Annotated in this window: 23 protein-coding genes and 1 pseudogene; 15 read left to right on the top strand and 9 right to left on the bottom strand. The window is 60.1% G+C overall.

Going from position 1 to position 23,118, the window contains the following annotated elements; genetic code table 11:
• Window positions 1-57 precede the first annotated feature (57 nt).
• The 3 genes from hutH to ACLI4M_RS16825 all read left to right on the top strand — a co-directional run bounded on the left by hutH (window position 58) and on the right by ACLI4M_RS16825 (window position 4,593).
• Complete coding sequence (gene hutH, locus ACLI4M_RS16835; protein WP_133624119.1) at window positions 58-1,602, top strand: histidine ammonia-lyase; 1,545 nt, start codon at window positions 58-60, stop codon at window positions 1,600-1,602.
• Window positions 1,603-1,628: 26 nt separating this feature from the next.
• On the top strand, window positions 1,629-3,314 hold the full coding sequence (gene hutU, locus ACLI4M_RS16830) for a urocanate hydratase (protein WP_133624120.1): 1,686 nt from the start codon (window positions 1,629-1,631) through the stop codon (window positions 3,312-3,314).
• A 124-nt stretch (window positions 3,315-3,438) separates the two neighbouring features.
• A complete protein-coding gene (locus tag ACLI4M_RS16825; protein WP_133624121.1) occupies window positions 3,439-4,593 on the top strand; it encodes a M20 aminoacylase family protein in 1,155 nt (384 codons plus the stop codon).
• A gap of 162 nt (window positions 4,594-4,755) precedes the next feature.
• Here ACLI4M_RS16825 and ybiB read toward each other — a convergent pair whose 3' ends face one another.
• The 4 genes and pseudogenes from ybiB to ACLI4M_RS16805 all read right to left on the bottom strand — a co-directional run bounded on the left by ybiB (window position 4,756) and on the right by ACLI4M_RS16805 (window position 9,096).
• Window positions 4,756-5,727 carry a DNA-binding protein YbiB gene (gene ybiB, locus ACLI4M_RS16820; RefSeq protein ID WP_133624122.1) on the bottom strand — a complete coding sequence of 324 codons (972 nt, stop codon included), beginning with the start codon at window positions 5,725-5,727 and terminating at the stop codon, window positions 4,756-4,758.
• A 21-nt stretch (window positions 5,728-5,748) separates the two neighbouring features.
• Window positions 5,749-7,912: pseudogene (gene dinG / locus ACLI4M_RS16815) on the bottom strand (ATP-dependent DNA helicase DinG).
• A 105-nt stretch (window positions 7,913-8,017) separates the two neighbouring features.
• Window positions 8,018-8,536: a GNAT family N-acetyltransferase gene (locus ACLI4M_RS16810; protein ID WP_133624124.1), complete on the bottom strand. Its 519-nt coding sequence runs from the start codon at window positions 8,534-8,536 to the stop codon at window positions 8,018-8,020.
• Complete coding sequence (locus ACLI4M_RS16805; protein ID WP_133624125.1) at window positions 8,533-9,096, bottom strand: helix-turn-helix domain-containing protein; 564 nt, start codon at window positions 9,094-9,096, stop codon at window positions 8,533-8,535. Before ACLI4M_RS16805 ends, ACLI4M_RS16810 begins: the two co-directional genes overlap by 4 nt.
• A gap of 149 nt (window positions 9,097-9,245) precedes the next feature.
• Here ACLI4M_RS16805 and ACLI4M_RS16800 point away from each other — a divergent pair, with 149 nt between their 5' ends.
• The 12 genes from ACLI4M_RS16800 to ACLI4M_RS16745 all read left to right on the top strand — a co-directional run bounded on the left by ACLI4M_RS16800 (window position 9,246) and on the right by ACLI4M_RS16745 (window position 17,839).
• Window positions 9,246-9,977 (top strand): MerR family transcriptional regulator, encoded by a 732-nt coding sequence (locus tag ACLI4M_RS16800; RefSeq protein WP_133624126.1) that lies wholly within the window; start codon window positions 9,246-9,248, stop codon window positions 9,975-9,977.
• An 11-nt stretch (window positions 9,978-9,988) separates the two neighbouring features.
• Window positions 9,989-10,420 carry a nuclear transport factor 2 family protein gene (locus tag ACLI4M_RS16795; protein ID WP_048916629.1) on the top strand — a complete coding sequence of 144 codons (432 nt, stop codon included), beginning with the start codon at window positions 9,989-9,991 and terminating at the stop codon, window positions 10,418-10,420.
• A complete protein-coding gene (locus tag ACLI4M_RS16790) occupies window positions 10,417-11,133 on the top strand; it encodes an SDR family NAD(P)-dependent oxidoreductase (RefSeq protein WP_133624127.1) in 717 nt (238 codons plus the stop codon). Before ACLI4M_RS16795 ends, ACLI4M_RS16790 begins: the two co-directional genes overlap by 4 nt.
• 3 nt (window positions 11,134-11,136) lie before the next feature.
• Entirely contained in the window at window positions 11,137-12,402 is a 1,266-nt protein-coding gene (locus ACLI4M_RS16785; protein WP_133624128.1) for an NAD(P)/FAD-dependent oxidoreductase, read from the top strand.
• Window positions 12,399-13,112 carry a DUF1365 domain-containing protein gene (locus ACLI4M_RS16780; RefSeq protein WP_048916632.1) on the top strand — a complete coding sequence of 238 codons (714 nt, stop codon included), beginning with the start codon at window positions 12,399-12,401 and terminating at the stop codon, window positions 13,110-13,112. Before ACLI4M_RS16785 ends, ACLI4M_RS16780 begins: the two co-directional genes overlap by 4 nt.
• A 3-nt stretch (window positions 13,113-13,115) precedes the next feature.
• Entirely contained in the window at window positions 13,116-14,345 is a 1,230-nt protein-coding gene (locus ACLI4M_RS16775) for an SAM-dependent methyltransferase (RefSeq protein ID WP_133625100.1), read from the top strand.
• A complete protein-coding gene (locus tag ACLI4M_RS16770; RefSeq protein WP_133624129.1) occupies window positions 14,342-14,851 on the top strand; it encodes a DUF2878 domain-containing protein in 510 nt (169 codons plus the stop codon). The genes ACLI4M_RS16775 and ACLI4M_RS16770 overlap by 4 nt, the downstream gene beginning before the upstream one ends.
• A gap of 95 nt (window positions 14,852-14,946) precedes the next feature.
• Window positions 14,947-15,456 carry a hypothetical protein gene (locus ACLI4M_RS16765; protein ID WP_133624130.1) on the top strand — a complete coding sequence of 170 codons (510 nt, stop codon included), beginning with the start codon at window positions 14,947-14,949 and terminating at the stop codon, window positions 15,454-15,456.
• A 2-nt stretch (window positions 15,457-15,458) separates the two neighbouring features.
• Window positions 15,459-15,992: a DUF3833 domain-containing protein gene (locus tag ACLI4M_RS16760; protein ID WP_048916635.1), complete on the top strand. Its 534-nt coding sequence runs from the start codon at window positions 15,459-15,461 to the stop codon at window positions 15,990-15,992.
• A gap of 74 nt (window positions 15,993-16,066) precedes the next feature.
• Window positions 16,067-16,171: a protein YohO gene (locus ACLI4M_RS16755; protein ID WP_048916636.1), complete on the top strand. Its 105-nt coding sequence runs from the start codon at window positions 16,067-16,069 to the stop codon at window positions 16,169-16,171.
• Window positions 16,172-16,455: 284 nt separating this feature from the next.
• On the top strand, window positions 16,456-17,187 hold the full coding sequence (locus ACLI4M_RS16750) for an integrase (RefSeq protein ID WP_133624131.1): 732 nt from the start codon (window positions 16,456-16,458) through the stop codon (window positions 17,185-17,187).
• Window positions 17,180-17,839, top strand: coding sequence for an RES family NAD+ phosphorylase (locus ACLI4M_RS16745; protein WP_133624132.1), 660 nt, complete (start codon window positions 17,180-17,182; stop codon window positions 17,837-17,839). The genes ACLI4M_RS16750 and ACLI4M_RS16745 overlap by 8 nt, the downstream gene beginning before the upstream one ends.
• Before the next feature lie 8 nt (window positions 17,840-17,847).
• Here the strand turns inward: ACLI4M_RS16745 and idi are convergent, their stop codons facing one another.
• From idi to ACLI4M_RS16720, 5 genes are all read right to left on the bottom strand, one after another.
• Entirely contained in the window at window positions 17,848-18,381 is a 534-nt protein-coding gene (gene idi / locus ACLI4M_RS16740) for an isopentenyl-diphosphate Delta-isomerase (RefSeq protein WP_048916638.1), read from the bottom strand.
• Between the two features lie 129 nt (window positions 18,382-18,510).
• Window positions 18,511-20,409: a methyl-accepting chemotaxis protein gene (locus ACLI4M_RS16735; RefSeq protein WP_133624133.1), complete on the bottom strand. Its 1,899-nt coding sequence runs from the start codon at window positions 20,407-20,409 to the stop codon at window positions 18,511-18,513.
• 112 nt (window positions 20,410-20,521) lie between these two features.
• The gene (locus ACLI4M_RS16730) at window positions 20,522-21,631 is read right to left on the bottom strand and encodes a suppressor of fused domain protein (protein WP_099753723.1); all 1,110 of its coding nucleotides are present in this window, start codon (window positions 21,629-21,631) and stop codon (window positions 20,522-20,524) included.
• A gap of 165 nt (window positions 21,632-21,796) precedes the next feature.
• On the bottom strand, window positions 21,797-22,210 hold the full coding sequence (locus tag ACLI4M_RS16725) for a lysozyme inhibitor LprI family protein (RefSeq protein WP_099753724.1): 414 nt from the start codon (window positions 22,208-22,210) through the stop codon (window positions 21,797-21,799).
• Between the two features lie 19 nt (window positions 22,211-22,229).
• Window positions 22,230-23,102 (bottom strand): oxygenase MpaB family protein, encoded by an 873-nt coding sequence (locus ACLI4M_RS16720; RefSeq protein WP_133624134.1) that lies wholly within the window; start codon window positions 23,100-23,102, stop codon window positions 22,230-22,232.
• Window positions 23,103-23,118: the final 16 nt, after the last annotated feature.

Below are 23,118 nucleotides of genomic sequence, written 5' to 3'. Positions count from 1 at the left end.
AATGATGTCTTCGACTCATAATCATCGCACACGCACTTGTCTATACAGGAGTATACCATGTCACTGACTACACATCATTGCCTGCTCACACCGGGCAAGGTGGACCTGGCCACCCTAAAAGCGATTTATCGCGGTGGGGTAAAACTGGCGCTGGACGAGCCATCACGCAGCCGTATTCAGCAGGCGAGTGCGACCGTGGATGCTATCGTCAGCTCCGGCAAGGTTACCTACGGCATTAATACCGGCTTCGGCAAGCTGGCGCAAACCACCATTCCCAACGAGCGTCTGGCCGAACTGCAGCGCAACCTGGTCCTGTCGCACAGCGTCGGGCTCGGAGAGTTGCTGCCGGATGATGTCGCGCGTGTGATCATGGCGACGAAAGTGATCAGCCTTTCTCGCGGCCACTCCGGTATTCGTATTGAACTGGTGGACGGCCTGATTAGCCTGTTTAACGCGGGTGTTATGCCGTGCATTCCAGAGAAAGGATCGGTCGGTGCCTCCGGCGATCTCGCCCCGCTGGCGCATCTCTCGCTGATGCTGCTGGGTGAAGGCGAAGTGCGCGTGGCGGGCAAACTGATGCCAGCCACGCAGGGGTTAGCCCTCGCCGGGCTGGAGCCCTTTGTGCTGGGGCCTAAAGAGGGCCTGGCGCTGCTCAATGGTACCCAGGTATCTACTGCGCTGGCACTGCGCGGCCTGTTCGAAGCTGAAAACGCCTTCGCCGCCGGGCTGGTCGCCGGGTCGCTGTCGCTGGAAGCGATTAAAGGTTCGCTTAAACCTTTTGACCATCGCATTCATGAAGCACGCGGCCAGCAGGGGCAGATTGACGTTGCCGCAGCGGTCAGTGCCCTGCTGGAGGGCAGCGATATTCTGCCTTCACATGCCAACTGCGGGCGCGTACAGGATCCCTACTCGATTCGCTGCGTGCCGCAGGTGATGGGTGCCTGCCTCGATAACCTCAATCACGCAGCAAAAGTGCTGCAGATCGAAGCTAACGCCGCATCCGATAACCCGCTGGTGTTCACCGATACGGGTGAAGTGATCTCCGGCGGCAACTTCCATGCAGAGCCTGTAGCCTTTGCCGCCGATATTATCGCGCTGGCGGTGGCCGAAATCGGTGCCATTTCCGAACGTCGCCTCGCGCTGCTGCTGGATACCGGGCTGTCCGGGCTGCCGCCGTTCCTGGTGAACGATGGCGGGGTCAATTCCGGCTTTATGATCGCCCAGGTTACCGCCGCCGCGCTGGCCTCAGAAAACAAATCCCTTGCTCATCCGGGCAGCGTCGACAGCCTGCCAACCTCAGCTAACCAGGAAGATCACGTGTCGATGGCGACCTACGCCGCGCGTCGCCTCGGCGCCATGTGCTTTAACACCGCCGCTGTGGTCGGTATCGAAGCGATGGCCGCCGCGCAGGGTATTGATTTCCATCGCCCGCTGCGCAGTTCACCGCAGCTGGAGCAGGTGTTGGCCAGCATTCGCCAGCGCGTGCCTTACCTCGAAAAAGATCGCCTGATGGCGCCTGATATTGAACAGATGCGCCTGTGGGCCAGCCAGGATACCTGGCCGGAAATGATTGCCGCGCTGCTGCCCGCACGCGCTCGCTAAGCCTTAATCCTTTGGAGGAAACTGTTATGACCGAGTCCGTAAGCAAAGCCGTCGCGCGTACCATTCGTGCCCCGCATGGTAGCACTCTGCACTGCGCCAACTGGCTAATTGAAGCCGCGTACCGCATGATCCAAAACAACCTCGATCCGGACGTGGCCGAGCGCCCGGAAGATCTGGTGGTATACGGCGGTATTGGTAAAGCGGCGCGTAACTGGGAGTGCTTCGAGCAGATCCTGCGTTCACTGCAAGCGCTGCAGCCGGAAGAGACGCTGCTGGTGCAGTCCGGCAAGCCGGTGGGCGTTTTCCGCACACATGCCGATGCGCCACGCGTACTGATCGCCAACTCCAACCTGGTGCCGCACTGGGCGACCTGGGACCACTTCCACGAGCTGGATAAAGCGGGCCTGATGATGTACGGCCAGATGACCGCCGGGTCGTGGATCTACATTGGTGCCCAGGGCATCGTGCAGGGAACGTTTGAAACCTTCGCCGAAGCCGGCCGCCAGCACTTTGACGGCGACTTAAGCGGTAAGTGGATCCTCACCGCCGGGCTGGGCGGCATGGGCGGTGCGCAACCGCTGGCGGGCGTGCTGGCCGGGGCATCAGTGCTGGCAGTGGAGTGCCAGGAGTCGCGTATCGACTTCCGCCTGCGCACCCGCTACCTCGACTACAAGGCTTACAGCATTGAAGAAGCGCTGGATATCATCACTAAAGCCAATAAAGAGAAGCGTGCCATCTCCGTTGGCCTGCTGGGTAACGCCGCCGAAATCCTGCCGGAGCTGGTTAAGCGTGCTAAAGCAGGCGGCATGAAGCCGGATATCGTCACCGATCAAACCTCCGCGCACGATCCGATTAACGGCTATCTGCCTGCGGGCTGGGATCTGGCACGCTGGGAGTCCGAGCGCAAAACGAATCCTAAAGCCGTTGAAAAAGCGGCACGCGCTTCGATGGCGGTCCACGTGCAGGCGATGCTCGACTTCTGCCATATGGGCATTCCCACCGTCGACTACGGCAACAATATTCGTCAGGTCGCGCTGGATGAAGGAGTGAAAAACGCCTTTGATTTCCCGGGCTTCGTTCCTGCCTATATCCGTCCGCTGTTCTGCGAAGGTAAAGGCCCGTTCCGCTGGGTGGCTCTCTCTGGCGATCCGGAGGATATCTATAAGACCGATGCCAAACTAAAAGAGCTGTTCCCGGACCATAAAAACCTGCACCGCTGGCTGGATATGGCGCAGGAGCGCATCGCTTTCCAGGGCCTTCCGGCGCGTATCTGCTGGCTGGGCCTCGGCGAGCGTCATCTGGCGGGCCTGGCCTTTAACGAAATGGTGCGCAACGGCGAGCTGAAGGCGCCCGTCGTCATCGGTCGCGATCACCTTGACTGCGGCTCGGTCGCCTCGCCAAACCGTGAAACCGAAGCGATGAAGGACGGTTCAGATGCCGTTTCTGACTGGCCGCTGCTTAACGCCCTGCTGAATACCGCAGGCGGCGCGACCTGGGTCAGCCTGCACCATGGCGGCGGCGTGGGTATGGGCTTCTCACAGCATGCAGGGGTCGTCATTGTCGCCGACGGTACCAAAGAAGCCGACAAGCGCCTGGGCCGCGTGCTGTGGAATGATCCCGCCACCGGCGTGATGCGCCACGCGGATGCCGGTTATGACATCGCCAAAAACTGCGCTCATCAGCACGAGCTCAATCTGCCGATGGTCAAATAACGCCGCAACGGGCCTGGTCTGCAGGCCCGTTTTTCATCGCATCACTGCCCCTCTTACCCGCGTTTTATGCTAACTTATTTCCTGCCCGCTAAGTGAATAGCGCCCCGCACAGGAGACGTAACCGATGGCCATTCCCCTTTCGCTGATTGAAGAAGCCACAGGCTGGCGCAGGATGCTGCACGCCCAACCTGAACTGGGCTATCAGGAACATCAAACGGCTCAAATGGTGGCGCAACAGCTCACCGCAATGGGGCTACAGGTACATCGTGGACTGGCGGGCACTGGCGTGGTGGGCACGCTGGAAAACGGCCCCGGCCCAACGATAGGCCTGCGGGCGGATATGGATGCATTACCGATCACCGAATTAGGCAGCGCCGCTCACCGCTCGACCCGCCCCGGCGTGATGCATGCCTGCGGCCATGACGGCCACACCGCGATACTGCTGGCCGCTGCCAGGCACCTGAGCAGCACGCGCAACTTTAGTGGCACGCTGCATTTTGTCTTTCAGCCTGCGGAGGAAAACCTCGGCGGCGCACGACGCATGGTGGAAGAGGGGCTGTTTAACCTGTTCCCGATGGATGCTATTTACGGCATGCACAACTGGCCGGGGCTGCCCGCCGGGCACGTTGCGGTTAATGAAGGGGCGATGATGGCGTCGCTCGATTCGTTCGAAATTACCCTGCGCGGTCGCAGCTGCCATGCGGCGATGCCGGAAAACGGCGCGGACCCGATTGTCGCCGCCGCGCAGCTGATCCTGGCGCTGCAAACCATTCCTTCGCGCCGCCTGTCACCGCTGGCATCTGCGGTGGTCAGCATTACGCAGATTAACGGCGGTGAAGCGATTAACGTGATCCCGGAAAATGTGGTGCTGCGCGGCACGCTGCGCTGCCTGCAGGCCGATGTGCGCCAGCGCGTGCGTCAGATGATTGACGAGTTTGTCACCACCTTTACCGCCCCGCTGGGTATTGACGGCAGCATCGACTATCAGACCGATTATCCGGTAACCGCAAACCACGCGCAGGAAGCCGCCAGGGTGCGCGACTGTGCATTAACCTTACTGCCTGCGGAAAAAGTGCAGTGGAATGTGAACCCGTCGATGGCATCAGAGGATTTTGCCTGCATGCTGGAAGCCTGCCCGGGCGCCTATTTCTGGCTGGGTGCGGATGGAGAGACGCCGTCAGCGCCGCTGCACAATGCACGTTACGATTTTAACGATGCGCTGATCGGCCCCGGTATTGCGCTGTGGACCGCGCTGGCGGAGCAGCTGTTGCCGCGCTGATCAACGCAGCGGGCGGACCGGAAAAGAGGGTCCGCCCCTACACAAGACAATGTACAGAACGGCCATATTACTCCCCGTAGGGGACGACCATTTTTTTCGGTCGTCCCGTGCCGAGAGTTGCCCCGGTGATGAAGACCATTTTTCCGGTCGTCCCTTTACGCTTTAATACCCCGCCTGAGCAATCAACTCTAACGCCCCATCGAGGTCCGCGGCGCGCCCGGTGGCAAGGTAGCAGCAGGCGATCTGCAGCCGCAGCGACTGCGGCACCGGGACTTCCTGTGCCAGGCAACGATGGATCCACGCGGCGGTGGTTTCGGCATCCTTTGCCCCCGGCAACGCACCGTCGCTCAGCACCACCTCTTCCTGACGCCCCAGCAGCTGTTCCGGCTGTGCACCGGCAATCAGGCTGATTGACGGGCAGCGCTGCGGGTTAGCGTAAACCTCCCCTTCTGTGCCGTTGAGCAGCAGCCCGCGCCCGCCAATATCGCTGAAGAACTTACCGACGCGCGGGATATATTCCGGGTGCGATACGCTGGCGAGGCGCAGCGCAGCGTCCTCGGCAAACGGCGTCGCCAGCTTGGCCAGCGTATGGGCGCTGTTGCGCACTCCCATACGCCAGCGCAGCGAGAGCTGCTGCTCCATCGCCGGGCACAGCGTACCGATGGTGATAAACGCCAGTTCACCGGCGTCCAGCTTCGCCTGCGCTTCAGCCGCTGAAGCCACCGGCGCGATACCCAGTGCGGCGAACACCGCTTCGCTGGTAACGCGAGTCGGATCGTCGCTAACGCCATGCATCAGCACCGGGAAACCAAGGTGAGAGAGCAGCAGCGCCAGCAGCGGCGTAAGGTTGCCCTGGCGGCGTGCACCGTTGTAGCTGGGGATGACAACAGGCATAGGCAGGTGCGCAGGCGGCGTCAAACGCGGCATCTGCTCCTGCATCGCCTGGTAGAAGCCGAGCATCTCCTCTTCACCTTCGCCTTTGATGCGCAGCGCAATCAGGATCCCGCCCAGCTCCAGCTCGGGCACGTTGCCGGCCAGCATCTGGCGATACAGGTCGCGGGCGGTATCAATATCAATATCGCGCGCGTGATTTTTGCCGCGCCCGACCTCTTTAATAATCTTGTTATATTCCATGCTCACGCCTAATTGTCTCGATTAACGACGCCGCCTGCCTGCGGGTTTTGGCCTCACGGCAGGCGTCACGGCTTTCGGCAGCTCGCCCTCCGGCATGGGCGGCTGCTCTATTGGGAATACCGGTAGCGCACCCAGCAGGCGCGCACCATAGCTTTTGCTGATCAGAACGGCGGTCATAAATAATAATCTCGCCGAAGCAGTCATGGCTGCGGATCAGGCGGCCAACCTGCTGGATAAGATTAAACGATGCGCTCGGCAGGCTCTGCACTTCAAACGGATAGCGCTTAAGGCTTTTCAGCCACTCGCCCTCGGTCAAAATAACCGGACTGTCGACCGGGGGGAAAGCAATTTTATGGATATGCACCTGGGATAGCAGTTCACCTTTAAGATCCAGCCCTTCGGCGAACGACTGTAGCCCTACCAGCACGCTGGTTTCGCCCTGCTCCACGCGTTTGCGGTGCAGCGCCACCAGTGCCGGGCGCGGCTTGTCGCCCTGCACCAGCATCATCAGGCGCAGCTCGGGCAGATAGGCGATAAACTGCTGCATCGCCCGATTGCTGGCGAACAGCACCAGAATCCCCTTGTGCTGCGCCTCTTTGATCTGCTGGCGAAAAAAGTGCGCCATTTCGGCCAGATGCATCACTTCATTCGCCAGCATCGGCTCATATTTCATCTGCGGGATGACCAGCTTGCCCTGCGTGACGTGGTTAAACGGCGAGTCGAGGGAGACAAAGCGATCGCCCGCCTTTTCACTCAGGCCGGACATCTCCTGCAGGCGCTGGAAGCTGTTAAGGGATCGCAGCGTGGCGGAGGTCACCACCACGTGAGGGATCTTACGCCAAAGCAGCTTTTCCAGCTGATCGCTGACGCGGATCCCGGCGCAGTGAAACAGCAGGTGAGCATTGCCATCGCGGATCTCCCGCGCCACCCACTTTGACACCGGCGCGCCGGAAGCCTGCTCCATCGCCGCCAGCCGCCACAGCTTGCTGCTGGCTTCAAACCAGCCCAGCGCACGGTTCATCTGGATCAGCGTGCGCTGCAGCCGCACCACGTCAAACTGGCCGCTCTTCTCGCTGAGGTCGTTCATCATCCCTTCCGCCAGCCCGCGCAGCGCATCGCTGAGCTTGAACAGGCGGGCGCAAAGGGTAAGGATCTCCTCAGGCAGCAGGCCCATCTCAAAGCGGTACTCGCCCTCCTGGCCGTCCGGCGGCAGATACAGCCCGAGGATCTGTGACAGCATCTGCAGCTGCTCACGCACCTCTTCACAGTGCGCTTTCAGTTTGTCTGGGTGGCTAAGCGGCGGCGGGCGCTTCGGGCGGAACTGCGCGAGGCACTGCTCCACCAGGCGGCAGAACAGGTCGAGCTGCAGCATGGTCCAGCCCGGGGTGATCTCACCGCTCATTTCGAGCGCATCACGCGCCACGTCGGGCAAATGGTGGCCCTCGTCCAGCACCAGCAGCAGGTTCTTCGGCGGCGGCAGCACCGATTCGGTTTCCAGCGCCGCCATCACCAGCGCGTGGTTCGCCACCACCACGTCGGCGTTCTCAATTTCACGCCGCGCCACGTAAAACGGGCACTCGCGGAACCAGTTGCAGTTACTGCCAAGGCAGTTGGCTTTATCGGTGCTGAGGCGCTGCCACAGCGAATCTTCGATATTTTCCGCGCTGTGGTCGCGCAGGCCGTCCCACTGATAGCGCTTAAGGGATTTTTCCAGTTCGGTGCAGATCGCGCGCTCATCTTTACTGGCGGTCATATCGTCGTCGAGAAACAGCAGCAGATCGCCCTGATTCTCTTCATCCGTCGCCAGCGCCGACAGGTTGCGCGGGCAGACGTAGCGCCCGCGGCCAAAGGCGGCGGTGAACTTCAGTTCGGGGATAATTTTTTTCAGCAGCGGCAGATCCTTGCTGAAAATCTGGTCCTGCAGCGCCACGTTGGCGGTACTGACCACCAGCGGTTTTTCTTCAGCGCGGCTAACGGCAATGCCGGGGATCAGGTAGGAGAGCGTCTTACCCACGCCGGTGGGGGCTTCAATAGCCAGATGACGACCGTCGTCCCCCGACAGCGTTTTAGCCACTTCAGCAATCATCTGCCGCTGGGGGGCACGCGGAATAAAATCGGGGACTTGCTGTTGCAGGGCTTTATACCACCCGGCAATTTGCGTTTTTAACGCGACAGTTAACGCCATGACAACCACTTCCTGCTGAACAAGGCTGTATTTTTACACAGTATTGCCGCGGCGTCAGCCTGCAATGACTATTCTCCCGAGACGGCTCGCAGTTTGCCAGGCGTTTCAGACCCGCTTGTACATCACCGTTGTGGCTTCCCTCTCTCCCGCTACCGACTGCGCATAGTCCGGGATCTGCCCGGCGACCTGCCAGCCGCGGGAGGCATACAGCGGTTCCGCAACGTCGCCACTGCGGGTGTCCAGCACCAGCAGGCTGCGCCCGGCGGCACGCGCACGCTCCTCTGCCTGCTGCATCAGCGCCCGGGCAATACCGCGCCGCCGCGCTTCAGGATGCACCAGCAGCTTGACGATTTCCGCCCGGTGCGCGCCGTTAGGCGGCATCGCCAGCACCACCATCACCGTGGCTACAATCCGCCCCTGCAGGCGCGCCACCAGCAGCTGTTTATCGCCGCACGCCAGGCTCAGCACCACGTCCTGCCAGAATCGGCTGAGCACTGCCGGGTCGCGATTGACAAAGCCGACGCTGGCACCGTGCGCCACGCAGCCGTCCAGCACCCGGTACAGTGCCTCCTGCTCAGAATGAGCCTGCTGTGCGTCTAACCACTGATATTCGAGTTCATTCATGAGCGCGCCACCACCAGGGCATAGTGCGCGCCGCTGGCTTCCGGCGCATGAAAAGAGGTTTGACCAAACAGGTGGAAGCGCAGGCAGTCGCCCTTCTCCAGCCGCCACTGCCGATCGTTCATGCGCAGTTCCAGCACGCCATCCAGCATCCAGATATGCTGCTCCAGTCCCGCCACCGGCGGGATGTCATAGTCGATGCACGCCCCGGCTTCAAGGTGGGCCTCCACCAGCTCCGCGTGAAACGCCTGCGCCGGAGGCGAGACGCTGCGGCGCTGGTAGCCGCTCTCCGCATCGCGCCACAGGCTCTGCTGTTCAGGACGCAAAAGCTGTACCCCGCCCTGTTCCACTTCGCTGAGCAGGCGAGACATGGTTAATCCATAGGCACTGCACAGGCGATTAAGCAGTGCCGCCGTCGGGCTGCTCTCAGCACGCTCGATACGCGATAGCGAAGCGCGGCTTATCCCGGTAAGATCTGACAGCACCTCCAGCGACCAGCCCTTTTCATCACGCAGATCGGCCAGACGCTGAGCAAGCCGCTGTTCCGTTGGAGTCTGTTTCACTTTATCTTCTCATATCAGGGAATTAATCTCACATATGAGATTTAACCGGAAAACCTGACAGTTTCAAGTTGTACAACTATAAATAAATTGTACAACCTGGCGTAATTGGTTACGTTGGTGTCAGGAATGTCGTCAGTAAGAGGTAATGCATGACTCTGTACAGCATCGGTGATGTCGCCGAACGCTGCGGTATTAACCCGGTCACGCTGCGTGCCTGGCAGCGTCGTTATGGCCTGCTCAAGCCACAGCGCACAGAGGGTGGCCACCGCCAGTTCGACGAAGAAGACATAGAGCGCATTGAGGAGATCAAGCGCTGGATAGAGAGCGGCGTGCCGGTCGGCAAAGTTAAGGCCTTGCTGGAAGGCGAAAACGTTAATGTTGATGATGGGTGGTTTACCCTTCAGGAAGAACTGATGGTCGTGCTGCGCATGGTGCGTCCGTCCAAACTACGCGTCAAAATTGCCAGTATTGGCAAGGAAAATCCGGCCGAATCGCTTATCGATCACGTTTTTGTTCCTATCCGTCAACGGCTAGGGCTGGATCAAAATACGGCTCGCGCTATGTGCAGTTTGCTGGATGGTGCTTTAATTGATTATATCTGCTTCTGTTTAGCCGGTTCGCGCAAGAAGGCAGGTAAAGATGCCCTGCTGGTAGGCTGGGGCATTAGCGACCGCACGCGGCTGTGGATGGAAGCATGGCGCCTGGCGCAGCAGGGCTGGCGTATTGACGTGCTGGCGGAACCGCTGGAGTCCCCGCGACCTGAGCTCTTTCCCGGCCAGCATATCTTTGTTTACACAGGTAAAGCATTGACCAAACGCCAGCAGGAGCAGCTGGCTCACTGGCAGGAACAGGGATTCTCCATCACCTCACACGGTAATTGAAGGGGCACGGCATGACGCAACAGGCGACACTGAACCAGCTGGTAGAATTTTATGAAACGCTGGACAGCAGCCGTCTTGCGCAGCTGCCACAGATTTACCATCACGATATTCGCCTGTGCGATCCGGTGGGTGAACATCAGGGGCTGGCGGTGGTGGAACGTTACTTTGCCGAACTGCTAAAAAATATGCGCTACTGCCGCTTTATCGTCACGCTGGTGCGCGAGTTCGACAATGATGCCCTGCTGCTATGGCGTATGGAGTATGCCCATCCGGCGCTACAACGCGGCGCGGAGCAGAGCCTGGAGGGCAGCAGCTATCTGCGCTTTCGCGCGGATAAGATCGTTTTCCAGCGCGACTACTACGATATGGGCGCAATGCTGTATGAGAAACTGCCGCTGCTGGGCTCAGTGGTCAACCGGATCAAAAAGAGGCTACAGCCATGAAACGCGTTCTGATTACCGGTGCCAGTTCGGGCATTGGCCAGCAGCTGGCGCAGGATTATGCCGCCGCTGGCTGGCACGTCACCGCCTGTGGCCGCAACCGCGAACGGCTGGAAGCCCTGCAGGTTCAGCATCCACAAATTGAACTGTGCGAATTCGATATTACCGATCTGGCGCAGACGCGTTCAGCCCTCAGCAACAAGCTGGTTGATCTCGCTATCCTGTGCGCCGGCACCTGTGAATACCTTGATCATGGTCTGGTGGAAGCGGAAAAAGTCCACCGCGTGATGCAGACTAACTTTAGCGGCCCGATTAACTGCCTCGACAGCCTGCTGCCGCAGATGCAGCCCGGCAGCCGTGTGGCGCTGGTGGGTTCCACCGCCAGCCTGGTGCCCCTGCCCCGGGCCGAAGCCTACGGCGCATCGAAAGCTGCGCTGGCCTATTTCGCCCGCAGCCTGGCACAGGACGTCTCGCGCCAGCAGGTCGGCATCAGCCTGGTGCTGCCCGGCTTTGTTGATACCCCGCTGACGCGGCGCAATGATTTCGCCATGCCGATGATTGTCGACGTGGTTCAGGCCTCGCGCTTTATTCGCCACGGTCTGGAGAAGGGCAAAGCGGAAATCGCTTTCCCCCGCCTGTTTGCCTTTATTCTGCGGGTCACATCCCGCCTGCCCATTGCCCTTCAGCGCCTGCTCACGCAGCGAATAGCGAGGTAGCCCGTGCGGGTTGCAATTATCGGTAGTGGTATTTCGGGTCTTAGCTGTGCGTGGAAACTTGCCGCGCGCGCTGAGGTACATCTGTACGAGGCTGGCCCAACGCCTGGCGGTCATACCGCCACGGTAGATGTCGAGCTGGCGGGTAAACGCTGGGCGATTGATACCGGGTTTATTGTCTATAACGACCGCACCTATCCGCGCTTTCTGGCGCTGCTGGCCGAGCTCGGGCTGGAGAGTCAGCCAACGGAGATGAGCTTTTCAGTGCGCAATCAGCGCAGCGGGCTGGAGTATAACGGCCACTCGCTGACCAGCCTGTTTGCCCAGCGCAGCAATCTGCTAAAACCCTCGTTTTACCGCTTCCTCGCTGAGATTGTGCGCTTTAACCGCTGCGGCAAGCAGTGGCTGGAGCACCAGCAGGATCAGGGGACGCTGGATGATTTTCTCCGTCTGCACGGCTTCAGCGCCTTCTTTGCTCAGCACTATATTTTGCCGATGGGCGCGGCTATCTGGTCAACCTCGCTGGCGGAGATGCGCCGCATGCCGCTGGCGCAGTTTCTGCACTTCTTTAACCACCACGGCCTGCTCGATCTGGCGCAGCGCCCGCAGTGGTTCGTCATCCCCGGCGGGTCGCGCGAGTACATCCGCCGCCTGATGCAGCTGATTGGCGAGAAGATCGCTGTCTATCTTAACACGCCGGTGACCCGCGTCCTGCGCGATGAGGCCGGCGTCACGCTGGAAAGCGCACGCGGCAGCGAGCGCTATGACCAGGTGATATTTGCCTGTCACAGCGATCAGGCGCTGCAATTGCTGGGCGATGCCTCCGGGGCCGAAGCGGCGATGCTGGCGGGCATCCCCTATCGCGCCAATGAAGTGGTGCTGCATACCGATATCAGTATGTTACCGAAAGCGCGCGCCGCCTGGGCCAGCTGGAACTACCGGCTGGAAGACACTCAGGCGGGAGACGAGCTGCTGGGCGCCAGCGTCACCTACAACATGAATATCCTGCAGGGGATCAAAGCGCCGCACACTTTCTGCGTCAGCCTGAACCCCACGCAGCCCATCGATCCGGCAAAAGTGCTGCGCCGTTTTGAGTACCATCATCCGCAGTTTGGCCCCGACTGCCTTCACGCCCAGCAGCAGCGCCTGCTGCTCAATGGCAGCAACCGCAGCTGGTTCTGCGGCGCGTGGAGCTATAACGGTTTCCATGAAGACGGTATCCGCAGCGCGCTCGACGTGATCGCGGCGATGGAACAGGGGGAGCTGCTGTGAACAGCGTGCTGTACAGCGGCCACGTGCGCCACCGCCGTTTTACGCCGGTCGACCACCAGTTCAGCTACCGGATCTTTATGCCGTTGATTGACCTCGACGAGCTGCCGCTGCTGAAAAATGTCGGCATTGGCCACAGCCGCCTGCGCGCCGCCAGCTTCAGCAGCGACGACTACCTCGGCGGTGGCGATATCAAGCAGCGGGCACAGGCGCGTATTGCCCAGCTCACCGGCGAGCAGCTTTCCGGGCGGGTAATGCTGCTGACCCAGCTGCGCTACTTCGGCTGCTCGTTTAACCCGGTCAATTTTTACTATCTGTACGATGACGCCGACACCCTGCGCTGGATGCTGGCCGAAGTACGCAACACGCCGTGGAATGAGCGACACACCTATGCAGTGAAACCGGACGGCAGCGAAACCACGGAAAAAGTGTTTCACGTCTCGCCGTTTAATCCGCTGGAGATGATCTACCACTGGCGGCTCTCGCCGCCGGGTAAATCGCTGCTGGTGCATATTGAAAATCACCGCGAAGGCCGTGAGTTTGATGCCACCCTGCATCTGCGCCGCCAGCCGCTTACCCGACAAACCCTGCGCCATTTCCTCTGGCGCTTCCCGATGATGACCGTGAGAACCGCGCTGGCGATTTACTGGCAGGCGTGGAAACTTTGGCGCAAAGGTGCGCCTGTATATGACCACAGCAAGCTGGAGAAATAAGTGATGACTGGCAGCGATATCAGCCTGACCACCCGCAGAAAAACGGGTAAACGTTTTTGTGCTTCGCGCCGGGTGGTCTTCTCCCTGCTGCAGCACATTGAGGATGCCGGGCTGACGCTGCACGATCCCTATCTGGGCAGCCAGTTCTTCGGCGACGAGCAGGCAGCGCTGCAGGCGGAAGTGGTGGTGCATCATTGCCGTGCTTACCGCCGGGTTCTGTTCGGCGGCAGTATCGCGGCGGCGGAATCCTTTATGGACGGCGACTGGGAGACCCCGGACCTGACGGCGGTGATCCTGACGCTGGCGAACAACAGCCGCGTCGTCGATAAGCTGGAGTCCCGCCTCAGCTGGATAAGCGCCCCGCTCAATCAGCTGGTGCATGCCCTGCGCCGCAACAACGTGCGTCAGGCGAAACGCAATATCGCCGCGCACTATGACCTCGGCAACGACTTTTATACCAGCTTCCTTGACGAAGAGATGCTCTACTCCAGCGCACTGTTCCCGCAGCCGGAGATGTCGCTGGAGCAGGCACAGCAGGCCAAAATGAAGCGGCTGTGCGTCAAGCTGGCACTTAGCCCGCACGATCACCTGCTGGAGATTGGCACCGGCTGGGGGGCAATGGCCGAATATGCCGCGCGCGAATACGGCTGCCGCGTCACGACCACCACCATCTCGCAGGAGCAGTATGAATACAGCTGCCAGCGCATCGCCGCCGCCGGGCTAAGCGACCGCGTCACGGTGCTGTGCGAGGATTACCGTAACCTGACCGGGCAGTACGACAAAATCGTCTCGATTGAGATGATCGAAGCGGTCGGCAAAGCCTATATTCCGCTGTTTATCGAACGTTGCCAGCAGCTGCTGAAACCGGGCGGACGCCTGGCGATTCAGGCCATCACCATCAGCGAGGAGCGCTTTGCCAGCTACGCGCGCGGCGTCGATTTTATTCAGCGCTACATCTTCCCCGGCGGCTTCCTGCCTTCGGTCAGCCTGCTGCAGAAGACCCTGAAAGCCGTGAGTGATTTCAGCGTGCTCGACCAGTTTGAGCTTGGCCATGACTACGCGCAGACCCTGCAACACTGGCGGCGGCGCTTTGACAACGCCTGGCCGCAGCTGGCGCAGGGCCGCTTCGACGAGCGCTTCCGCCGCATGTGGCTCTATTACCTGTGCTACTGCGAAGCGGGCTTCCGCTCCAACACCATTGGCACTGTCCAGCTGACGCTGCAGCGCGCATGAGCCGCTGGCGCTTCTGGCTGTTGACCCTGGGCTTTGATCTCTACTGGGGGCTGGCTGTCGCGCTGCGCGAGCGCATCTGGCTGGCATTATCGGCGGTGGCGCTGCTGGCGTGGCTACTCTGCCCGCGCGAGGTAAAAGTCCGGCTACTGCTGGTAGCCGCGGGTGGCGTTGCCCTCGACAGCCTGTGGCTATGGAGCGGGCTGTTCAGCTTTAGCGGCGTTGCGTTTTTCCCGCCCTGGATGCTGGCGCTGTGGCTGGTGTTCGCCTGCTGGTGGTGGCTGCTACAGCAGCGCTTTGCTTTACGTTCCCCGCTATTGGCGCTGGTGGGGGCGCTGGGCGGCCCGTTTGCTTATTTCGTCGGGGAACGGCTGGGCGCGATGCAGCTACATCAGCCTGCGCTCCTGGTGTTTGGCGTGCTGGCGGTGGGTTGGGCGATCTATCTGCCGCTGGTGTCTGCCTGTCTCGGCTCGAGCGAGTGCCAGCCACGGGCCGAGCAGAAAAGATGATCGGCCCCTGCCACAGTGATGATTTTTTGTAGGGGCTGACCCTCTGTTCCGGTCAGCCCGATAAAACAGGTCACAACTGCTTCAGGACGCGACTGATGAAAAAATTACTGCTGCTCCTGCTGTTGCTCTCCCCCCTTGTCCAGGCCGCTGACTGGCTGAGCTGGCGTACGGTCGGCCAGGCCACGCTGACCTGGGGGCCGTTCACCGTCTACGACTCACAGCTGCTGACGCCGAACGGGCGCTGGCAGCCGCAGCAGTGGCCCGTCTCCCTGGTGATCGTTTACCGCCGCGACATCACCCGCCAGGCGTTGCTGGACGCCACGCTGGAGCAGTGGCAGGCGCAGAAAACCGGCAGCAGCAGCCAGCAACAGCAGTGGCTGCAGCAGCTTGGTGCCATCTGGCCGGACGTCAGCGACGGTACGCGGCTGGCCTTTACTGCCGATGCCGACGGCGGCCAGTTTTACTGGCAGCCCGCCGGGATGCAGGGCGCCATGAAACCCATCGGCCCATATTTTAATCGTGAGTTCCGTGATGCTTTCCTGGGTATCTGGCTCGCGCCGAACACCACCTATCCCGATATTCGTCGGAAACTGACCGGAGGTTAACCATGTGGAAATTCCTGCTGCTGACGCTGAGCCTGCTGATTGCAGGCTGCGGTGCCAAAATTGAGGACTATCAGCAAGCCCAGCCGAAAATCGATATCTTCAGCTGGTTCAACGGCGACTCCCGCGCCTGGGGGATGGTACAGGACTACAGCGGCAAACAGATCCGCCGCTTTGAAGTGACCATTAACGGCCAGGTGGTCGGCGATACCCTGACCCTGAATGAACACTTCGTCTATGACGACGGCGAGAAGCAGCAGCGCGTCTGGCATATCCGCCGCCTGAGCGACGGCAGCTATGTCGGTACCGCCGGGGATATTATCGGCACCGCGCAGGGGCACTCCCGTGGCAACGCCTTTAACTGGCGCTATACCATGACGGTGAAAACCGACGACAGCAGCTACAAACTGAACTTTGACGACTGGATTTACCAGCAGGATGCGCAGCACCTGATGAACGTCACCTCGATGAAAAAGTTTGGCGTCGAAGTAGCGCGCGTCACGCTGTTTTTCTCTAAGCAGGCGGCCAGCGGGCAATAAAATGCCGCTTTCAGCTTAATTCCGCTGGGCGAAGGCGCTATACTTCGCCCTCCCTTAAGAAAACAGGCTTCGCTATGAACTGGCAAAAAATTGGTGTGGTGTTTATTTTTCTGCTGATGGCCGTTGGCGGCGTCGGCGGCGTGATGCTGGCTGGATACACCTTCATCGTTCGTTCCTGAGCGCAAACACTGGCGGTAATCCCCGGCCGCCCGGCTTTGATCATTTCGTTGTAGCACATAACCAGCTGGAATTTCTCTCTGCCAGTCGGGTCGTTATGCTCTGAGTTTACTCCCGAACATAAAACTCAATATCATGACTGAAATCACTTCTTCGGCGCACGACGCGTTAGAGATGTCGATGCCGAAGACTTCGCCTGAATAATTGCTAAGCTGGCGAAAGTTTAGACACTCCGTTGGATATGCGATATATTCAATATATGCAATCTATCCAGACGGGGTGATCGATGTCAGCCAAAAACAGTGCAGCACAAATAGAAACGGTTAGCCTGTTCAGCGGGCAGCAGCTGCGCAGCATGGTAGCTGAAGAGAGCGCTGAATATCTGGTGATCAATGTCGATCAGCTGAAAGATGCTGCGCCGTCCAAAAACGGGACCCGCGATGCGCTGCGTAAAAAGCTGGAAAAGCTGGTTAGCAATCCCCGCCTCGATCCTTCGCTGGCATTGGCCTTTTTTGAAATCGCCCAGAACCTGCTAATGCCATCACGTGCCGGGGCTAAAACCACGCCGACGGCAAAAAACAGTGACAGTATCTTTAGCGGTTTCGAACAGTATCGAATCAATAATGAGCAGCGCAAAGAGGACCTGCGCGCATTCATTCTGGCGGACGGGCAGTGGCTCAGCTCCAGCGAACTGTCAGACAAAGCACATTTCACTAACGCCAACCGCAGCGCCGGCCCCAACGCCTGGAAACGCCGTGGCAGAACCTTTGCCATCAGCGTTGAAGGTCAGGACCGCTACCCGGATTATGCTTTTGATGAAGCCTGGCAGCCGCTGCCGGCGGTGAAACAGGTGCTGGCTATTTTTGACGGCTCGCGCACGCCCTGGTCACTGGCCGCCTGGTTTGCCGGCAGCAATAGCTGGCTGGGCGGTCGCCGGCCGAAAGATCTGCTGAGCAGCGATCCGCAGGCGGTGATTGCCGCCGCACGGCAGGCAAAAGAGGGGGCGCAGCATGGCTAAGGAGAGCCAGTCCGAAAAGGGAGTTTCACGTTTCGCCCCGCCTTCTCACCCCGTGGCAATCAATACGTTCAGCCTGCCGGCGGGCACGACGCTGTGTCGCGTGCACCGCCAGCGCTATTCCGGCAGCAGCTTTAACAACACGGTCGGCGGCAATGCCCGCTTCAGCCCCATTTTTACCCCTGACGGAACGGTGATCCCCACGTTGTATGCCGGGGAGAGTCCTCGCGTCGCGCTGTGCGAAGTGATCTTCCACGACCTCGACCTGACTTCGCCCTGTCTGAGTTACCCTGTTGCGGCGCTGGATACCTTTCGCCATACGCGCCTGACCACGGCTGCCGCGTTACAGCTTGCCAACCTCGACCTGCCCTCGTTGGTAAAGATGCGCGCCGGGAAAAAACTCATCCATTCCGACGCCAGCGAATATGGGATTACCCGCCAGTGGGCTGAGGCAATCCATCAGCAGTATCCGCGTATTCAGGGAATGATGTGGCCCTCGCGCCAGCATCAGGGTAACGCCTGGCTGCTGTTTGGTGACCGTATCGACAGCACTATGCTGCTCAGCGAAAGTAAAACGCAGAAGATTACTGAGCGCCCGGTAGTGGAGGAGTTGCTGGCGCTGGCGGAGAGAATGGGGCTCTATCTTGAAGAGTAACGCGCGTCTTACTGCTGCCCGACAAAACGGGCAAATTCCTGCGGGATGCGGGCGAAAGTGAACAGGAACCAGGGCGTGAAGCGCTCCGGGTGGCTGTCAATTTCACGCTGAATATCCGCCAGCGAACTGTAGCGCCAGCCGTCGGCTTCTTCCGGGTTAACCACCGGGACAGCATCGCTGATGGTGAAATAGACGTGGCCGTACTCGTGCTCGGTCAGCCCGTTGCTGAGCGGCAGGTTATAGCTCAGTTCGAACATCGGTTGCAGCGTCAGGCGCAAGCCCATCTCTTCATACAGTCGGCGTTCAGCGGCATGCTGAGTCGATTCCTGGGGGTAAGGATGCCCGCAGGTGGTGTTGCTCCACAGCCCGCCACAGTGATATTTACCGCTGGCGCGCTGCTGCAACAGCAGCTGATGGCGGGAATTGAACACGTAAACGGTGACCGCCCGATGCAGTAAGCCTTTTTCGTGTACTTCCATTTTTTCCATTTTACCCGTGGGGCGATCGTGGCGATCGACGAGGATAACTTCAATTGCAGACATGCCGACTCCTTAAGACGAATGCCACTATTCTGGCATAAGAAGTCGACATTGATCTGCATAAAATCGTGCGGTGTGTGACAATAACGGCAGAAGCGTATCCGGCGCTGGCTGCGCCGGATGCGGCTTTAATTACAGTTTGAAGCTGCTGACGACGCGCTCCAGCTGTACGCTCTGCTCTTCCATCGCCTGCGCAGCGGCGGAAACCTGCTCCACCAGCGCGGCATTCTGCTGGGTGGTGCTGTCGAGCTGGGTGATGGCCGTGTTGATCTGATCGATACCCATACTCTGCTCGCGACTGGCCGACATAATCTCGGCCATCAGCGTATTGACGCTGCTGACGCCGCTCATCAGTTCGTCCATCGTGGTGCCCGCCTGCTGCACCAGCAGACTGCCCTCGTCGATATTCGCCACCGACTCCTCAATCAGCTTTTTAATCTCACGCGCCGAGTTCGCCGAGCGCTGCGCCAGATTACGCACCTCTGAAGCGACCACCGCAAAACCGCGCCCCTGCTCGCCCGCACGTGCGGCTTCCACCGCGGCGTTGAGCGCCAGAATGTTGGTCTGGAAGGCGATACTGTCGATGACGCTGATAATATCCACCACTTTGCGCGACGAGACGTTAATTTCCCCCATCGTCGACACCACTCTCTGCACCACCTGCGCGCCGCGTTCCGCCACCTGCGATGCATCCGCCGCCAGCTGGTTGGCATGCGTGGCGTTATCGGCATTCTGACGCACGGTACCGGTCAACTCCTCCATTGACGCCGCCGTTTCCACAATCGAACTGGACTGCTCTTCGGTGCGGGCGGAGAGATCGAGGTTGCCGCTGGCGATCTCACGCGAAGCGGTGGTAATCGCCAGCGCGCTGTCACCGACCTGGCGCATCAGCCCCTGCAGACTGGCGATAAACTGGTTGAAGCTCTGCGCCACCGCGTTGAATTCCGGGCTGGAGCTGGCTGGCAGGCGCTGGGTGAGGTCGGCACCGCCGGTGGAGAGTGCCAGAATATTGTCGTTAAGCCCGCTAAGGCGCTTCATCATGGCGCGAATAAAGCCGAGCAGCACCAGCAGCAGTACAACAGCCAGCGGGATCTGGACCAGGCCGAGGCGGGTGAGAATCGAGCTGGTCTGCTGCGCTAACAGCGCGCTCGGCACATCACTGGCGAGGAACCACGGGCTGCCGCCGATCTGCTGCACCAGCAGCGTATGGCTGCCGTCTTCGCCATCATAGCTGCTCTGCTGCGGCTCACTGCCGCTGACTTTGCCCAGCATCTGGCTGAGTGCGCTCGCCATCGGCGTGTTCAGCTCCGACAGATTGCGCAGTTTTGGCGCGCCGTCGACCAGGCTGGCATCCCCCACCACTTTGCCGTCTGCTTCAACAATCAGCGTGTTGCCGTGAATGGCTTCGCCCATCTGCTTCGCCAGATGGTTAAAGAAGCCCAGCGTCACGTCGATAGTCGCGACGCCCCACGCGTTGCCGTCGCGATAAATCGCCATGGCGCAGTTAGTACGCGGCTGCGGGCTGGCGGCATCCTGATAGGCTTTAGCCCAGGCGCACTGGCCCTTTGCCGCTGCCATGCCATCCTTGTACCACGACTGCTCGTAGTAATTAGGCGCCTCGGCGGAGTTCCAGTAGGTGTTGACCTGCAGCTTGTTGCTGCTGTCGCGGGCGAAGAAACTGCTGAATTTGTCGCGCGCGGGATCGCGCTGACGCGCCAGCGGCCAGACGCCGCCGCCAAACACGTCGACGTCCTGATACTGATTCACCAGCGCGGGGAGCACGGCATCAATATTGTTGCTGTCGAGCACGGCAACGGACTCGGTAATACTGCGCTGCTGTGCCTGCACGCGATTCATCATTTCCGTGATGCTGGCAGCGATAGTTTCTACCTCGTAGCGCACCAGACGACTCTCATTGGTCGCGAGTTGAGGCGCTACAAACAGTTTGATCACCACCACGGTGATCAGCAGCAGTAACAGAAAGAAGCTGACGATCAGCAGGGTAAATCTGGCCTGGGTTGTTTTAAACATGAGCACACCACTCAACGCGAAAAAGGCACAATTGCCTGATCGTGTTAACGGCGTGTTAATGAATTACTTGAGTGACAGGCTTCACAAATTTAACAAACAGCGCAGCGGGGGATCACTCCCCGGCTTCAACCACCTGCTGGCGGGCGCGAAAAATATGGCCGCTGCCGTACTGCAGCAGGCGTGCGACCAGCTGCAGTCCGCCATCTTCTTCCGCCTGGGCAAACTCGCGCTCCAGCGTGGTGACCGGGGCCGCCCACAGCAGATTCACCTTCTCACCCTCGCGCTTCGGCAGCGGGAACTGTCCGCTTTCGCGCCCGAGCGCGCTGGAGAGAATAAAGCCCTCAAAGCCCATCGGTGCCACCGACGACTCCAGAGTGTGACCCTCGCCCAGCCAGCTGAGACGTGCCCAGGGCACATGTGCGAATCCGGCTAGCGCGCTGGCCATCTGCACCGCATTCTCTTCGGTCATCACTTGTGCATCGATCGCCAGCGCCAGCTCGGCGCGCCGATACTGGGGCGCCAGATCTTCATAGAGAAAATCGACCCACGGCATCGGGCGAATGCTCATGCCCAGGGTCAGGAAATACCAGCAGCCCTCGTGGTAGTGCTGCGAGATCGCCATCGGCGGCCAGTTACCCTGATCGATGGAGTAATATTTCAGCGACTCGCCATACTGCGCTTCATAGCACTGCAGCATCTCCTGCTGGATCGGCTCCCACAGCTGGCCGTCGTGCCAGTCGCGCCAGAACTGTCGGTGCTGCTGCGCGGCGGCGTAGTACTCATTGGTGGATGCGGATCCGAGCGGCGCGGTGAGGCGGTTGGCTTTGATGCAGCTGGCGGAGTAACTGACCTGCTTATCCTGATAGAGGCTCCAGCCGGGGATCACGGCCAGCAGCTGGCCCTGATACCAAACGGCAGCACCGTCATCCGTCGGTTCCCAGACAATCTGCAATCCGGCCGGATCCAGCATCGGTTCGGCTTCCAGCGTACGGCAATATTCGGCGCTGAGCAGCGGCGGCGTGCCCTGCTGCATCGCTTCGACATCTTCCTGCATGGGCGCAGGCAGCAGGTTGCGCAGCCAGCAGCCACGCACGGCAAACTGGGTGCGGAAGCCTTCGGCCGGCCAGATATAGAAATAGGCTGTGCGCGCATCCTGTTCGACTATCGCGATCAGCGTCTGTTGCTGATTGGTGACTTCAGCAATCGGGTAGGGCTGTGTCATAACGCCTCGACGGTGTGTGGCGGGATCCATTCCTGAAGCATAGGCCAGGATATTAAGAGAGGATGGCGCCTGAAGGCCGCCGGAGGCAAGGGTAAAAGTCTCAAAATGGCTACGAGGGTGGCATATAACAATAGGGGTCAGGCATGCCTGACCCGGGTTGAACGCCTACCCTTCCATATGGGTGCTATTGCGCAGGCGATACAGATCGCGCGCCTTCTCTTTAACCACGTTCAGCTTTGACTCCGACGCCACCAGGCCCCAGATAGTCCCCTGCTGCTGCTGATAGTACTTATTCATCCCCTCAAAGTAGCTATCGCGATAGCTAACCCAGGCACGCTGCGAGGCTTTCAGCGCGCTCTGCGCCGCCGCTGACTGTCCGGCCAGCAGCAGCTTGTACTGCTTGTTCAGCTCGGCATCCCAGGCTTTATTCGCCGCGTCATAGCATTGCAGATTGGCCAGGGTGCTGACCGCCTGCTGCTGACAGTTTTCCAGCTGAGTATCCAGATCCTGACGCAGGATGCCTGCAGCGCTGGCACTTCCGCTCAGCAGCAACAGCGCCACGGTAACGATTTTTTTCATGATGATATCCTTATGGTGATTAATGCTCACGTCCGACGCGCGCCATGGCACGCTGCCAGGCGCCGCGTTGAATAGCCCAGCGCAGCAGCGCGGCAAGAGTATGAATACGCCCGTGAATAATCCGGCGCTTTATCGGGGAAAAATGCAGGCCAAAGTCTTGTAAAGCCCAGCCAGGCAGCAGCTCAATGCCCGCGGTCATTATCGCTTTCATTGCCGGGCGCGCCTGCCAGCTTGGGGCCGGGGCGTTCATCAGCAGGGAGAGCACTTCCCGCGTGCGTTCATCGCAGCGCAGCTGCGGACGCATCGCCTGCAGATACCCTTCGACGGCCGCCACGCTCCTGGGCACGTTTTGCGCGCCGAGCGCTTCGGCAACCACTGCGGCCTCGGCATAGTAACGATCCTGCTCGCCCAGGCTGAGCTGCGGATTTTTATAGCGCAGGTGCGCGGCGAGGAAACTGCTGGTCTCCGCAACGTGAACCCAGGTGAGCAGCCGCGGATCGCTGGCCTCATAGGGTTGACCGTGCGCGTCGACGCCACTGACCTTCAGGTGAATGCGCTTAACGCGCTCGATGAGGATATGAGCATCGGCGGTGTTGCCGAAGGTGGTGACGGCGATAAACTGGCTGGTACGCCGCAGCCGCCCCATCATATCTTCGCGAAAGGTGGAGTGATCCCAGACGCCCGCCAGCGGCAGCGGATGCAGCATCTGCAGCAGCAGCGCGCAGATGCCGCCGCACAGCATGGAGGTAAAGTCACCGTGCACGCGCCAGATCACGCTGTCCGGCCCGTAAAGACCGGGGTCGCCCGCCGGCTTTGACAGGTCAAACTCATTCAGCGACAGGCCATTTAAGCGGAAGACCTGCTGCTGAATTTTATCGCGCATAGTGACCATGATGCTATTCCTTAAA

It is taken from the genome of Erwinia sp. LJJL01 (assembly GCF_047300805.2).
Classification (GTDB): domain Bacteria; phylum Pseudomonadota; class Gammaproteobacteria; order Enterobacterales; family Enterobacteriaceae; genus Erwinia; species Erwinia aphidicola.
This window is presented reverse-complemented; position numbering and strand designations above follow the sequence as displayed.

Coding starts and splice junctions, on each gene's coding strand:
- ACLI4M_RS16735 (WP_133624133.1), bottom strand. CDS start 20,409: ATGTTTAAAACAACCCAGGCCAGATTTACCCTGCTGATCGTCAGCTTC.
- idi (WP_048916638.1), bottom strand. CDS start 18,381: ATGTCTGCAATTGAAGTTATCCTCGTCGATCGCCACGATCGCCCCACG.
- ACLI4M_RS16765 (WP_133624130.1), top strand. CDS start 14,947: ATGAAAAAATTACTGCTGCTCCTGCTGTTGCTCTCCCCCCTTGTCCAG.
- ACLI4M_RS16755 (WP_048916636.1), top strand. CDS start 16,067: ATGAACTGGCAAAAAATTGGTGTGGTGTTTATTTTTCTGCTGATGGCC.
- ACLI4M_RS16810 (WP_133624124.1), bottom strand. CDS start 8,536: ATGAATGAACTCGAATATCAGTGGTTAGACGCACAGCAGGCTCATTCT.
- ACLI4M_RS16825 (WP_133624121.1), top strand. CDS start 3,439: ATGGCCATTCCCCTTTCGCTGATTGAAGAAGCCACAGGCTGGCGCAGG.
- hutH (WP_133624119.1), top strand. CDS start 58: ATGTCACTGACTACACATCATTGCCTGCTCACACCGGGCAAGGTGGAC.
- ACLI4M_RS16800 (WP_133624126.1), top strand. CDS start 9,246: ATGACTCTGTACAGCATCGGTGATGTCGCCGAACGCTGCGGTATTAAC.
- hutU (WP_133624120.1), top strand. CDS start 1,629: ATGACCGAGTCCGTAAGCAAAGCCGTCGCGCGTACCATTCGTGCCCCG.
- ACLI4M_RS16730 (WP_099753723.1), bottom strand. CDS start 21,631: ATGACACAGCCCTACCCGATTGCTGAAGTCACCAATCAGCAACAGACG.
- ACLI4M_RS16795 (WP_048916629.1), top strand. CDS start 9,989: ATGACGCAACAGGCGACACTGAACCAGCTGGTAGAATTTTATGAAACG.
- ACLI4M_RS16750 (WP_133624131.1), top strand. CDS start 16,456: ATGTCAGCCAAAAACAGTGCAGCACAAATAGAAACGGTTAGCCTGTTC.
- ybiB (WP_133624122.1), bottom strand. CDS start 5,727: ATGGAATATAACAAGATTATTAAAGAGGTCGGGCGCGGCAAAAATCAC.
- ACLI4M_RS16775 (WP_133625100.1), top strand. CDS start 13,116: ATGACTGGCAGCGATATCAGCCTGACCACCCGCAGAAAAACGGGTAAA.
- ACLI4M_RS16745 (WP_133624132.1), top strand. CDS start 17,180: ATGGCTAAGGAGAGCCAGTCCGAAAAGGGAGTTTCACGTTTCGCCCCG.
- ACLI4M_RS16770 (WP_133624129.1), top strand. CDS start 14,342: ATGAGCCGCTGGCGCTTCTGGCTGTTGACCCTGGGCTTTGATCTCTAC.
- ACLI4M_RS16790 (WP_133624127.1), top strand. CDS start 10,417: ATGAAACGCGTTCTGATTACCGGTGCCAGTTCGGGCATTGGCCAGCAG.
- ACLI4M_RS16760 (WP_048916635.1), top strand. CDS start 15,459: ATGTGGAAATTCCTGCTGCTGACGCTGAGCCTGCTGATTGCAGGCTGC.
- ACLI4M_RS16720 (WP_133624134.1), bottom strand. CDS start 23,102: ATGGTCACTATGCGCGATAAAATTCAGCAGCAGGTCTTCCGCTTAAAT.
- ACLI4M_RS16725 (WP_099753724.1), bottom strand. CDS start 22,210: ATGAAAAAAATCGTTACCGTGGCGCTGTTGCTGCTGAGCGGAAGTGCC.